This is a genomic window from Streptomyces cyaneofuscatus (genome assembly GCF_000718135.1).
GTDB lineage: Bacteria > Actinomycetota > Actinomycetes > Streptomycetales > Streptomycetaceae > Streptomyces > Streptomyces cyaneofuscatus.
This window is the reverse complement of record NZ_JOEM01000006.1, coordinates 157,451-169,313: the sequence shown is the minus strand read 5'-3', so window position 1 is coordinate 169,313 and position 11,863 is coordinate 157,451. Positions and strand designations below refer to the sequence as shown.

Here is an 11,863-nt window from a genome sequence, read left to right as displayed (position 1 = left end):
GGGTGAATCGGACAGTGGTGCGGGCGGCGAGGCGGTCCGGCGGCCCGGGGCTCCGTTCCCCCGGGTCGCGTGTCGCTCGGCTCCACCGCTCGCGGGTCGCCTCAGCCGGGGAGTGCCGACCCGGCGGTACGCCGACGGCTCGCGTACCAGACGAGCCCCGCGGTGATGGCTGCGGCGCCGACCGCGGCGGCGGCAACGAGTGCCGGACGCGGCGGCATGGAGAAGTCAGGGAGCCGTTGCTTCAGTCGGACCGGGCGGTTGAAGACGAGAATCGGCCACTCGCGAAGGGTCGCTTCGCGGCGCAGCGCGCGGTCGGGGTTGACTGCGTGCGGGTGGCCGACCGCTTCCAGCATCGGCACATCGGTCGCCGAGTCGCTGTAGGCGTAGCAGCGCGAAAGGTCGTACCCCTCCGAGACGGCGAGCGCCCTCACCGCCTCGGCCTTGGTCGGCCCGTAGGCGTAGTACTCGATCTCTCCCGTGAAGCAGCCGTCGTCGCCGACGACCATGCGCGTGGCGACGACACGGTCGGCGCCCAGCAGCTCGCCGATCGGTTCGACGACCTCCGCGCCGGAGGTCGAGACGATGACCACGTCGCGGCCGGCCGTGTGGTGTTCCTCGATGAGGGTGGCCGCCTCGTCGTAGATGATCGGGTCGATCAGGTCGTGCAGGGTCTCGGCGACGATCTCCTTGACCTGCTGGACGTTCCATCCTTTGCAGAGGGCGGAGAGGTAGGCACGCATCTTCTCCATCTGCTCGTGATCGGCGCCCCCGGCCAGGAACACGAACTGTGTGTACGCGGTGCGCAGTACGGCACGGCGGTTGATCAGTCCGCCTTGGTAGAAGGACTTGCTGAAGGTCAGCGTCGAAGACTTCGCAATGACCGTCTTGTCCAGGTCAAAGAAGGCTGCTGTGCGCGGCGAGAAGCAGTTTTCCACAAGGCTGAGCATAGGGGGCCGCCATTCGGCGTAAAATCCGGCGCGTGGGTTTGCCTGAGAGGGCCCTCGGGTACACCATGGAAGTCACGGATCGTTCGCGACCGTGCCAACCCCGGTCCGGCTCCTCCCCCCCCGAGTCGGCCGTGGGGACGACCCCCGCTCTCCCCCCCGGCGGGGGTCGTCGCATGTCCGGATGCATTTCTGACGTCCGGGCCCCATGCCTCCCTCCCTTCCGGACCCTGCGGGGCCCGTTCGTGCGAGGCGTCGACGCGAGCCTCGTCTCGTCACAGTGTGTAGCAGCAAGGCTGCGCTCCGGAAGTCGCTGGTTCGGGTGACGGAGTTATTCACAACGCCAAAGTTGTCCACAGTTTTCGAGCAAGATCCACATGTTTTTCCGGGGTGCTGCACGTTGATTCCTCCCGCGAAGTCCGCGGGTACCGGAATCGCGCATCTCGGAAACGCCCGAGATCGCCGCGAACCGCACTGAAGGGGCAGTGAGAAGGAGGCGGAGATCGTGGCTGGATCCCTCACGCGAGAAGGGCTGACGGTCGCCGAAGGGCGACGCGGCGGACCGCTGATCGTGACGGAAGACGTGGAGTTGCTCGATGATCTGCTGCGGCTCTGCGCCGCGGCCGGCGCGGAGCCGGAGGTTCATCACGGGCCGCCCGGGCGGCGGGGTGGCTGGGAGCGGGCTCCCATGGTCCTGGTGGGCGACGACGCCGCCGCGCGGTGCCGCGGGGCCGCCCGCAGACGGGGGGTGATGCTGGTCGGGCGGGACCAGGACGACCCGGACGTCTGGCGGCGGGCGGTCGAGATCGGGGCCGAATACGTGCTGCGGCTGCCGGATTCGGAGGGCTGGCTCGTCGACCAGATCGCTAATGCGGCGGAGGGCGTCGGCAGGCCCGCGCTCACCGTCGGGGTGATCGGCGGACGGGGCGGCTCCGGCGCGTCGACGCTGGCCTGTGCCCTCGCCGTCAGCGCGGCGAGGTCCGGCCGGCGGACGATGCTGATCGACGCGGACCCCTTGGGCGGAGGTATCGACGTCCTCCTCGGCGGAGAGCGGGCCGAGGGCATGCGGTGGCCGGATTTCGCCCACTCCAAGGGGCGCCTCGGTGGCGGGGCACTGGAGGACTCCCTGCCCGCGCTCCACGGACTGCGGGTGCTGAGCTGGGGCCGTGACGACGAGGTGACCATCGCCCCGCAGGCCGTGCGGGCGGTCCTGGCTGCCGCGCGCCGGCTCGGCGGGGTGGTGGTCGTCGATCTGCCGCGCCGGGTGGACGAGGGCGTCGCGGAAGCCCTGGTCCAGCTCGACCTCGGCCTGCTCGTGGTGCCGGGCGAGCTGAGGGCGGTCGCGGCGGCCCAGCGCGTGGCGTCCACGGTTCGCATGGTGCTGGACGACGTGCGGGTGGTGGCCCGGGGACCGTATGCGGCAGGTCTCGACGAGCGTTGGGTGGCCCAGGCCATCGGCCTGCCGCTCGTCGGTGAACTGCCCCCGGAGCCGGACCTCCTGGCCGCCCAGGACGCCGGAATGCCACCGGGTGGCAGCGCTCGCGGCCCGCTCGCCCGCTTCTGCGCGGAGTTCTGGGAGCAGGCGGCGGCAGCAGCGGGGGAGCCCGGTCCCACCGCGGCTCCGGCCGGGGGAGGCACACCATGACCGATGCGCTCCTGGACGCCGTGCGCCAACGGTTGGCACGCAGTGGTGACGCACCGACACCTGCCGGTGTGGCGGCCGCGCTTCGGGCGCAGGGGCGGCTGCTGGGCGATGCGGAGGTGCTCGGCGCCGCGGCTGAACTGCGCGGCGAACTCGTCGGGACCGGGGTGCTGGAGCCGTTGCTCGCGGACCCCGAGGTGACCGATGTGCTGGTCTCCGCGCCCGACCGGGTGTGGGTGGACCGGGGCGGCGGGCTTCAGCTCACAGGGATCACCTTCCCGGATGCGGCGGCGGTTCGGCGGCTGGCCCAGCGGCTCGCCGCGGTCGCGGGCAGGCGGCTGGACGATGCCCGGCCATGGGTGGACGCGCGGTTGCCGGACGGGACCCGGATGCACGCCGTGCTGCCCCCGGTCTCCGTCGGCTCGACCTGCCTCTCCCTGCGGGTGGTGCGCCCGCGGGCCTTCTCCCTGGCGGAGCTGGTGGAGGCCGGGACCGTGCCGCCGGGTGGCGACCGGATCCTGCGGGCCATGGTGGAGGCCCGTCTCTCGTATCTGATCAGCGGCGGTACGGGAGCGGGCAAGACGACCCTCCTCGCCAGCATGCTGGGCGCCGTCGGTGCGGACGAACGGATCGTGCTCGCCGAGGACTCCGCCGAACTGCGCCCCGATCACCCCCATGTGGTGCGCCTGGAGTCCCGCCCCGCCAACCAGGAGGGCGCGGGCCGGGTGACCTTGCGCGACCTGGTGCGCCAGGCACTGCGGATGCGGCCCGACCGACTGGTGGTGGGTGAGGTCAGAGGTGTTGAGGTGACGGAGTTGCTGGCGGCCTTGAACACCGGTCATGAGGGTGGCTGCGGCACGGTCCACGCGAACGCCGCCGAGCACGTGCCCGCCCGGCTGGAGGCGCTCGGGACCGCCGCGGGCCTGGACCGGACGGCTCTGCACAGCCAGTTGGCGGCCGCGCTCTCGGTGGTCGTCCATCTCGTACGGGACCGGACCGGACGGCGACGTATCGCCGACGTGCACGTCCTGGAGCGGGACGCGGCCGGCCTGGTCTTCACCGTGCCCGCTCTGAGCTGGGGCGCCGACGGGTTCGTCCCGGAGCGGGGCCGCGCGCGGCTGGAGTCGCTGATCGGGGGTGCGCTGTGACGGGGGGAACCGCGGGATACGCGGCGCATGCGGCGGCCCTGTGCGCGGGTGCGGCCGTGTGGCTGGTCGCGATGCGGGAGCCCGGGGCCCGGCGGGCGCGGGTGCTGTTCGTGGACGGGCCGGCCGAGCCGTGGCGGGCGTGGCGATCATGGCGCTTCCTGCTCAAGGCCCGGGAGTTGGCGGTGGAGCGGCGCGAGTGGTGGTGCGTTCCGGTGGCGGTGGTGCTGGCCGTGCTGGGGGCTTCGGCGCTGCCGCTGATCGCCGGAGCCGTGGCGGTGCCGTTGGTACGGAGGTGGATGCGCGGCCGTGCCCGGCGCCAGCAGCGCGAGCGGGCGGCGGACTCGGTGGCGGCGTTGTGCGCGGCCGTGGTCGGGGAGCTGCGGGCCGGCCACGAGCCGGGCCAGGCCCTGTCGGCCGGGCTGAGGGAGTGCGCGGCGGACGGGGAGCCGCGGGCCGGCGGCGGGGCGTGGCTCGGGGACGCGGAGGCCGCTGTGCTCGCGGCCGCGCGCTTCGGGGGAGACGTGCCCGGGGCGTTGCGGCAGGCGGCGGCCGGGCCGGGGCTGGGAGGCCTGTCCGGGATGGCCGCGTGCTGGCAGGTGGCGGTGGACGGCGGAGCCGGTCTCGTGGCGGGCCTGGACCGCTTGGAAACGGCGTTACGGGCCGACCGGCGCAGACGGGAGGAGCTGCGGGCCCAGCTGGCGGGGGCCTGGTCGACCGTCGTGGTTCTGGCCCTGCTGCCGGTGGCGGGTCTGGGGCTGGGCGCCGCGCTGGGAGCCGACCCGCTGAGGGTGCTGCTCCATACGCCGGGCGGGCTGTTCTGCCTGGCGGTGGGGGGCTTCCTGGAAGCGGTGGGACTCTTCTGGGCTTGCCGGATCGTGCGGGCAGGGGAGGCGCCATGAGGGCGACGGGAGAAGTTCTCCACAGCCTGGGGATGGTGGGGGCGCTGTCGGGGGCCGCGGCGCAGCTGGCGCTCGCCGTGGCCGCGGAGCGCCGGAGCAGGGTGGTGCGTGGCCGGGGCGCCCTGCTGCTGGAGGCCGCACCGGCTGTGAGGGCTGGCTGGTGGTCCCGGACGGCGGTCGTACGGGCCTGGAAGGGCGGCGGAGATCGGGCGGGTGGCGAGGGTGTCCGGGCGGCTGGGGACCCTGCTCGGACGGGGGACGGCGCCCGGACGGTCGGTGGTGCCGGTGCCGGTGCCGGTGCCGGTGCCGGTGCGAGTGCTGATGCCGGGGGCGGGGCCGGGGCTCGTGCCGGTGTCCTGCGGTGGGCCGCTCCGGCCGGCGCCTGGCTGGCCGGGTGGTTCCTGATCGGCGGCCTGATGGGGTGTGCCGTCGGTGCGGCGGCGGCGTACGGGACGTGGCGATGGCAGCGGTCCCGGCCCCGGCCCGGCCCGGGCGAGTCCCGTGAGGAGCAGGCCGCGATCGCCGGACAGCTCCCTCTGGCCGCCGATCTGCTGGCGGCGTGCATCGCCGTAGGTGCCGGGCCCCGCGAGGCGGCGGAGGCGGTCGGTGAGTCCATCGGCGGCCCGATCGGCGACCGGCTTGCCCGGGTCGCTGCCGAGATCCGCCTCGGCGGGGAGCCCGCCGAGGCGTGGGGGCGGCTCGGGGTGATACCGGGCGCCGGACCGCTGGCCCGCTGTCTGCACCGGGCCGGGTCGACAGGGGCCCCGGCGGCGGAGCCGGTCTCCAGGCTGGCTGAGGCGATGCGCGCCGAGCAGGCCGGTGCCGCTGTGGCTCGCGCTCAGCGGGCCGGGGTCCTGATCACCGCGCCGGTCGGACTGTGCTTCCTCCCCGCCTTCCTGGCGGTCGGGGTGGCACCGGTGATCATCGGCCTGGCCGGCGGACTGCTGGCCACGGGTTAGGCCGCACGGCCTCTGTTCACGATTCACGGGCGTTCCGTTCGGACGCCTGCTCGTTGTCTATCGATGCCCATCGGGGGACGAAATGAACAAGATGTTCGAGGGAAGCACGGAACTGACGGAGCAAAGGGAAGAGGAGGGGCGAACGGGAGGAGAGAGGCGTGGGGTTGGCGCGCTCTGCCGCACAGCGCGGGCGACTCGGTCGGCGGGCCGCTCGGCGGCGACGCGGGTCGCGCGGTGGCAGGGAAGGCTGGGCGGGTCGTCCGATCGCGGGATGACCACGTCCGAGTACGCGGTGGGCACCATCGCCGCGTGCGCCTTCGCGGCGGTGCTCTACAAGGTGGTCAACAGCGGGCCGGTCATGTCGGCGATGCAGTCCGTGATCGAGGGCGCACTCGATGCGAAGTTCTGAGGCCGGAGCCGGACGGCTGCGCAGACAGCCTGAGGCCGGGGCCGGACGTCGACGCCGACGCCGACGCAGACGACCTGAGGGCGGGGCCGGACGCCGGAGCGTGTGCCGGCTTCGGGATCGTGGGGCGGTGACGGCGGAGGCGGCTGTGGTGATCCCGGTGCTGGTGGCCTTCGCCATGGCGTTGCTCTGGGCGTTGGCGGCGGCCTCGGTCCAGATCCGGTGTGTGGACGCGGCACGGGCGGGGGCCAGGGCTGCGGCCCGTTCGGAGCCGGAGGCGGCGGTGCTGACGGCCACACGCGATGCCGCGCCCCGTGGGGCCCGGGTCGCGGTGGGGAGAGCCGGGGAGATGTGGCGCGTAACGGTGGAGGCGCCCACTCCGGGGCCGTCGGCGCTGGCCGTGACGCTGCGCGCCGAGGCAGCCGCCCTGGCCGAGGACACGGCGGGGGGTGCTGTGCCGTGAAGCTGATGGGCCCTGAAAGCGGGGGGCGTTGGCGGTGCCGTCAGGAGGAGGTCGGGGGACGGGTCCGGAGCCAGGGCCGGGGCGGGGGGCCGGGTGGGGAGCGGTTTCGGGGCACGGACCGGGGAGTGGCGACGGTGTGGGTGGCTGTCACCACCGTGGCCCTGTGCGCGGTGTTCGCCCTTGTGCTTGAGCTGGGGCAGGCCGTGACCGCACGTCACCGGGCTGGTGGTGCAGCGGATTTGGCGGCACTCGCGGCAGCGGACCGGGCACTGGAGGGGCCGGAGGCCGCGTGCGAGGCGGCCCGGAGGGTGGCCCTGGCGCAGAAGGCGGTGCTCGTCCGTTGCTCGGTGCAGGGGGAGATCGCCGATGTGGTCGCCCGGTCGAGCCTCGGGCGTTACGCGCCCGCTGTCCGGGCCCGGGCCGCCCCTCCGACGGGTCCCCGTGCGGTGGCCGGCCGGTCGTCCTTCGCTTCGGCCACGAGCCACCGCACGGTGTCAGCCGGTCCGGACGTCCGAGTGGGCCGCTGGGAGCACGACTTTCAGGTTCCCCGAGCGCCACCCGGACAAGCCCCCACGCCGCCGGGGGCTGGAGGCTGAAGAGGGCGAAGATGCCCGTCACGAACGCGCTGTCCACCGGCGCTTCGTCCCCCGGAACGGCAGGTTCTCACTCCGACCGGGTGCACTCCGAGGTCTGCGTGATCGGCGCGATGAGGGCCGAGAGCTCGCCGAGGATCTCGTCGGGTGCCTTGGGGGAGTGAGTGACGGTGACCTCTGTGGCCGGGGTGCGGCCATAGGTGATGATCACCTTCTGGGTGTCGGTGGACCGCGTGGGGTCGATGACCCAGTCGACGCCGTCGGCCGAGAAGCAGGGGTCCGAGATGGGACCGATGTCGGTCACGCCGCAGCGCAGAACGATGTTGCTGTCACCCCAGAGCGCGACGCCCGCCAGTTTGGTGGCGTGCTTGGTGTGCCCTGCCAGTTTGGCGGGAGCGTTCTCCGCTATGCGCCCGCAATGGGCGTTGCCGGACTGGGCGCCCGGCCGGACGTTGTAGTGGGGCTCCTTGGTGACCACGAAGACCAGAACGGCGGCGACAGCCACGGCGGCAGCGGCCAGGGGGAGGGTCGTGCGTTTGCTGGGCATGCTCAACAGTTCGTCTTCCCGCTCCGGGGGAGGTGGTCGTGCGACACGTTATGGCATGGGGGGAGGCGTTCTGAATGCGGGTCTCCCCTTTGCCCTTTGAGGCAATACCTCTTCGGGTTCCTCCCCAAGGGACCTGATGTGAGCAGGAGTTCAATCCTGGTTTCGGGTGCTCGGTCGAGCGGGTCTGGGCGCCGGACAACTGCCTTTCGACGGGCGGCAGCAAGAAGAGCAATGCGCGGCAAGCCGGCGAAGAAGAGCCACCAGTGGACTCCGGCCAACTCGAAGATCTGCAACAAGTCGGCGGGCAAGGCCGTCGCGTCCAATTCCACGAGGGCCGGTTCGCACGCGTACCTGCCTGGAGAAGCTCAGCGATTCGAGCAAGGCCCGCGCTCGGCAGGAATGGGGTTTGTCCGTGCCGCCGACCTGATCTGTCAGGTTTCCGGCCGGTCCTCCGGCGGCGCCCCCCTGAGGAGTTCGGTCAGGAGGCGTACGGCGCCCCGCTTGTGCAGGGGCTCGTTGCCGTTGCCGCATTTGGGGGACTGGATGCAGGACGGGCAGCCCGCCTCGCACTCGCACGAGGCGATGGCCTCCCGGGTCGCGGTCAGCCACGTACGGGCGGTGTGGAAGGCGCGTTCGGCGAATCCGGCGCCGCCCGGGTGGCCGTCGTACACGAAGACCGTCGGCAGCAGGGTGTCCGGGTGCAGCGGTATCGAGACGCCGCCGATGTCCCAGCGGTCGCAGGTGGCGAAGAGCGGGAGCAGGCCGATCGACGCGTGCTCGGCCGCGTGAAGGGCGCCGCCGAGGATCTCCGGATTGATCCGGGCGGCGTCGAGCTGGTCCTCGGTGACGGTCCACCAGACCGCGCGGGTGCGCAGGGTGCGCGGCGGCAGGTCGAGCTTGGTCTCGCCCAGGACCTCACCGGTCATCAGCTTGCGGCGGAGGAAGGACACGACCTGGTTGGTGACCTCGACGGAGCCGTAGCAGAGCCGCCCCTGACCCCACGGGATCTCGGTGTCGGTCTCCAGGACGGAGATGGCCGTGGTGTCGCGGGCGACGGTGGAGTACGGGGGGTCGGCCTGCTCGACCAGGGCGACGGAGTCCTCCAGGTCCAGCTTCCGGACCAGATGGGTGCGGCCCTGGTGGAGGTGGACGGCGCCCTCGTGGACGGCGGTGTGGGCGGCGGCCGCGTCGACCGTGCCCAGCAGACGGCCGGTGGACTCCTCGACGATCTGTACGGGGCGCCCGCCCCCGCCCCGGATGTCGGTGAGGTCGGCGGCCCGTTCGCGGCGGGTCCAGTGCCAGCCCGAGGCCCGACGACGGAGCAGCTTCGCGGCCTCCAGCTGCGGCAGCAGCTCGGGCACGGCGGGGCCGAAGAGGGCGATGTCGGGCTCGGTGAGGGGCAGCTCGGCGGCCGCGGCGCACAGGTGGGGGGCCAGGACGTAGGGGTTGTCCGGGTCCAGCACGGTCGACTCCACGGGCTGCCGGAACAGCGCCTCGGGGTGGTGCACCAGGTAGGTGTCCAACGGGTCGTCCCGGGCGACCAGGACGGCCAGGGAGCCCTGCCCCGACCGGCCGGCGCGGCCCGCCTGCTGCCAGAGGGAGGCCCGGGTGCCCGGGTAGCCGCAGATGACGACGGCGTCGAGGCCGGAGACGTCGATGCCGAGTTCGAGGGCGGTGGTGGCGGCCAGGCCGAGGAGCTCGCCGGAGTGCAGGGCCCGCTCCAGGGCGCGCCGCTCCTCCGGGAGGTAGCCGCCGCGGTAGGCGGCGACCCGCTTCGGCAGGGAGCGGTCCACCTCCGCGAGGCGTTCCTTGGCGATGACCGAGATCAGCTCGGCGCCACGCCGGGAGCGTACGAAGGCGACCGAGCGGACCCCCTGGACGGTCAGGTCGGTGAGGAGGTCGGCGGTCTCGGCCGTCGCGGTACGGCGTACGGGGGCGCCCTTCTCGCCGTGCAGGTCGGTCAGCGGGGGCTCCCAGAGGGCGAAGACCAGCTCGCCGCGCGGGGAGGCGTCGTCGGACACCTCCGTGACCGGCAGGCCCGTCAGGCGCCCGGCGGCGACCGAGGGGGCCGCCGCGGTGGCGGAGGCGAGGAGGAAGACCGGGTTCGCCCCGTAGCGGGCGCAGAGGCGGCGCAGCCTGCGCAGGACCTGGGCGACATGGGAGCCGAAGACGCCCCGGTAGGTGTGGCACTCGTCGATCACGACGAACCGCAGCGCGCGCAGGAAGGAGGACCAGCGGGGGTGGGACGGCAGGATCCCGCGGTGCAGCATGTCGGGGTTGGTCAGCACGTAGTTCGCGTACTGCCGCACCCATTCGCGTTCCTCGACCGGGGTGTCCCCGTCGTAGACCGCGGGCCGTACGGCGTTGCCCAGCGGAGCCGCCAGGGCCTTCACCGAGCGCCGCTGGTCGGCGGCGAGCGCCTTGGTGGGGGCGAGGTACAGGGCGGTCGCCCCGCGGCCGTTGGGGGCCTCGGAGCCCTCCAGCAGGGTGCTGAGGACCGGGGCGAGGTAGGCGAGCGACTTGCCGGACGCCGTACCGGTCGCGATCACGACCGATTCGCCGTCCAGCGCGTGCTCCGCGGCGGCGGCCTGGTGGGCCCACGGATGGTCGATTCCGGCTTTTTCGATCGCCGAGATCACTTCTGGCCGGATGCGATCCGGCCAGATGGCATGGGTTCCCGATCTAGGGGGCAAGTGCTCCGTATGAGTGATGCGCGCGGCCCGGCCCGCCCCTGTGGCGAGCCGGTCGAGGATCATGGCGGGAGAGGGGCGCGTGTCCCCACTCTCGGGTGGTCGTCCGGGACGGTGATTCTTGGCCATCGGCACCGAGTGTGTCACTGGCGTGACGGACAATGGTCCCAAGGCGTCGTGCATGGCTGCTGGTAAGTGATTGAATGCCATCGCGGCTGGCGATCCGTCCCCTGGCCTCCGTCGGGGAGACCGAGGGGCGACCGCTCGATAGCAAGGTGCTGGAGGATCCGTGGACCTGTCCCTGTCGACTCGCAATGTGTCCGGGCCTGGTGGCGACCGTACGGTCGTCGAGGTCGGTGGCGAGATTGATGTGTATACCGCGCCCAAGCTGCGCGAGCAGTTGGTCGAGTTGGTGAATGACGGCAGCTACCACCTGGTTGTCGACATGGAAGGTGTCGACTTCCTCGACTCCACCGGCCTCGGCGTGCTCGTGGGCGGCTTGAAGCGTGTCCGGGCCCATGAGGGCTCGTTGCGCCTGGTCTGCAACCAGGAGCGCATTCTCAAGATCTTCCGGATCACGGGCCTGACCAAGGTGTTCCCGATTCACACCACGGTCGACGAGGCTGTTGCCGCCACCGACTGAGGTCGGCTTCCGACCGGCCTCCGGGCCGGTCGTCAGGCAGTGAACGGACCGACAACGGCAGAAACCGTGCCGTGGCGGGCAGGCGGTCGACCTCCGGGTCGGCTGTCGGTTCCGTCGATCCCTGTGGATCCGTCGGTTTCCGGAGTGAGGAGAGCAGAGGTGCCGGGCTTCAGGCCCGGGACCTCTGACGCGTACGCCCGAACGTTCCAGGGGGATCGCATGGCCACCGTTGAACTCCGCTTCAGTGCCCAGCCTGAACATGTCAGGACGGCCCGCCTGGTGGCGGCCGCCGTGGCGCGCCGGGCCGGCGTCGACGAGGCGGTGCTCGACGAGGTCAGGCTCGCCGTCGGCGAGGCGTGCAGCCGTGCCGTGGGGCTGCACCGCAGCCATGGCATCACCGCGCCCGTCAGCGTCGTGCTGACCGAGGAGGAGAAGGCGTTCTCCATCGAGGTCGGGGACGGCGTTCCCGATCCCGGGAGCGACCCCGCCACGCCCGGAGCGCGCGGCGGTGCGTCCGGGGGGCCGGACGAGCCCGAGGGCGACGGTGGCGAGGACGAGATGGGCCTCGCGGTCATCAGTGGTCTCGTCGACGACGTGGAGGTCCGTTCCGGTGCGGACGGCGGAACCATCCGGATGAGCTGGCCGACGGCCCTCGCCGGGGTGCGCCCCTGAGCCCTGCGGCTGCGCCCCTGAGGCCTGCAGCCCTGAGACCTGCGGCCCTGAGGGCTGAGGTCCTGTACGGCGCCCTGCTGGTGTCCCGTGTGCCACTTCCTTTTCCAACTTTTCCAAGGCCCTGCTGAGCAGGGCCTTTCCCATGCGGTCCCGCACGTCCCCTCTCGGTAATGCATCTGGGCAGTGGTCCGGAGTAATGTCCCTGCCCCGTTACTGCATTCGGGGAAATACCTCCGTCGATCTTTCGGCGTTGGGGG

Annotated in this window: 12 protein-coding genes; 9 read left to right on the top strand and 3 right to left on the bottom strand. The window is 72.5% G+C overall.

What is annotated here, in order from left to right:
• Window positions 1–101: 101 nt before the first annotated feature.
• Window positions 102–947, bottom strand: a complete 846-nt coding sequence (locus tag IF17_RS0112105; protein WP_030565022.1) for an HAD family hydrolase — start codon at window positions 945–947, stop codon at window positions 102–104.
• 502 nt (window positions 948–1,449) lie between these two features.
• Here IF17_RS0112105 and ssd point away from each other — a divergent pair.
• The 7 genes from ssd to IF17_RS1000000137645 all read left to right on the top strand — a co-directional run bounded on the left by ssd (window position 1,450) and on the right by IF17_RS1000000137645 (window position 7,057).
• Window positions 1,450–2,589: a septum site-determining protein Ssd gene (gene ssd, locus IF17_RS0112100; protein ID WP_030565021.1), complete on the top strand. Its 1,140-nt coding sequence runs from the start codon at window positions 1,450–1,452 to the stop codon at window positions 2,587–2,589.
• Window positions 2,586–3,734, top strand: a complete 1,149-nt coding sequence (locus tag IF17_RS0112095; protein ID WP_030565019.1) for a TadA family conjugal transfer-associated ATPase — start codon at window positions 2,586–2,588, stop codon at window positions 3,732–3,734. Before ssd ends, IF17_RS0112095 begins: the two co-directional genes overlap by 4 nt.
• Entirely contained in the window at window positions 3,731–4,633 is a 903-nt protein-coding gene (locus tag IF17_RS0112090; protein ID WP_030565017.1) for a type II secretion system F family protein, read from the top strand. The genes IF17_RS0112095 and IF17_RS0112090 overlap by 4 nt, the downstream gene beginning before the upstream one ends.
• A complete protein-coding gene (locus IF17_RS0112085; protein ID WP_030565015.1) occupies window positions 4,630–5,592 on the top strand; it encodes a type II secretion system F family protein in 963 nt (320 codons plus the stop codon). Before IF17_RS0112090 ends, IF17_RS0112085 begins: the two co-directional genes overlap by 4 nt.
• 247 nt (window positions 5,593–5,839) lie before the next feature.
• On the top strand, window positions 5,840–6,001 hold the full coding sequence (locus IF17_RS1000000137650) for a DUF4244 domain-containing protein (protein WP_106980171.1): 162 nt from the start codon (window positions 5,840–5,842) through the stop codon (window positions 5,999–6,001).
• A complete protein-coding gene (locus IF17_RS0112075) occupies window positions 5,988–6,461 on the top strand; it encodes a TadE family type IV pilus minor pilin (protein ID WP_051883965.1) in 474 nt (157 codons plus the stop codon). The genes IF17_RS1000000137650 and IF17_RS0112075 overlap by 14 nt, the downstream gene beginning before the upstream one ends.
• A 5-nt stretch (window positions 6,462–6,466) precedes the next feature.
• Window positions 6,467–7,057, top strand: a complete 591-nt coding sequence (locus IF17_RS1000000137645) for an Rv3654c family TadE-like protein (RefSeq protein WP_078615869.1) — start codon at window positions 6,467–6,469, stop codon at window positions 7,055–7,057.
• 67 nt (window positions 7,058–7,124) lie between these two features.
• Here IF17_RS1000000137645 and IF17_RS0112065 read toward each other — a convergent pair whose 3' ends face one another.
• The gene (locus tag IF17_RS0112065) at window positions 7,125–7,601 is read right to left on the bottom strand and encodes a DUF3515 family protein (protein ID WP_051883964.1); all 477 of its coding nucleotides are present in this window, start codon (window positions 7,599–7,601) and stop codon (window positions 7,125–7,127) included.
• Window positions 7,602–8,032: 431 nt separating this feature from the next.
• Window positions 8,033–10,501: a DEAD/DEAH box helicase gene (locus IF17_RS0112060; RefSeq protein WP_076967095.1), complete on the bottom strand. Its 2,469-nt coding sequence runs from the start codon at window positions 10,499–10,501 to the stop codon at window positions 8,033–8,035.
• Between the two features lie 79 nt (window positions 10,502–10,580).
• Here IF17_RS0112060 and IF17_RS0112055 point away from each other — a divergent pair, with 79 nt between their 5' ends.
• Window positions 10,581–10,934 carry an STAS domain-containing protein gene (locus IF17_RS0112055; RefSeq protein WP_003967428.1) on the top strand — a complete coding sequence of 118 codons (354 nt, stop codon included), beginning with the start codon at window positions 10,581–10,583 and terminating at the stop codon, window positions 10,932–10,934.
• A gap of 219 nt (window positions 10,935–11,153) precedes the next feature.
• Window positions 11,154–11,606, top strand: coding sequence for an ATP-binding protein (locus IF17_RS0112050; RefSeq protein ID WP_030565003.1), 453 nt, complete (start codon window positions 11,154–11,156; stop codon window positions 11,604–11,606).
• The last annotated feature ends 257 nt before the right edge of the window (window positions 11,607–11,863 follow it).

Excerpts from the sequence above, each read along its gene's own strand:
- IF17_RS0112065 (WP_051883964.1), bottom strand. The coding sequence starts at position 7,601 with ATGCCCAGCAAACGCACGACCCTCCCCCTGGCCGCTGCCGCCGTGGCT.
- IF17_RS0112060 (WP_076967095.1), bottom strand. The coding sequence starts at position 10,501 with ATGGCATTCAATCACTTACCAGCAGCCATGCACGACGCCTTGGGACCA.
- IF17_RS0112050 (WP_030565003.1), top strand. The coding sequence starts at position 11,154 with ATGGCCACCGTTGAACTCCGCTTCAGTGCCCAGCCTGAACATGTCAGG.
- IF17_RS0112105 (WP_030565022.1), bottom strand. The coding sequence starts at position 947 with ATGCTCAGCCTTGTGGAAAACTGCTTCTCGCCGCGCACAGCAGCCTTC.
- IF17_RS0112085 (WP_030565015.1), top strand. The coding sequence starts at position 4,630 with ATGAGGGCGACGGGAGAAGTTCTCCACAGCCTGGGGATGGTGGGGGCG.
- IF17_RS0112095 (WP_030565019.1), top strand. The coding sequence starts at position 2,586 with ATGACCGATGCGCTCCTGGACGCCGTGCGCCAACGGTTGGCACGCAGT.
- IF17_RS0112075 (WP_051883965.1), top strand. The coding sequence starts at position 5,988 with ATGCGAAGTTCTGAGGCCGGAGCCGGACGGCTGCGCAGACAGCCTGAG.
- IF17_RS1000000137645 (WP_078615869.1), top strand. The coding sequence starts at position 6,467 with ATGGGCCCTGAAAGCGGGGGGCGTTGGCGGTGCCGTCAGGAGGAGGTC.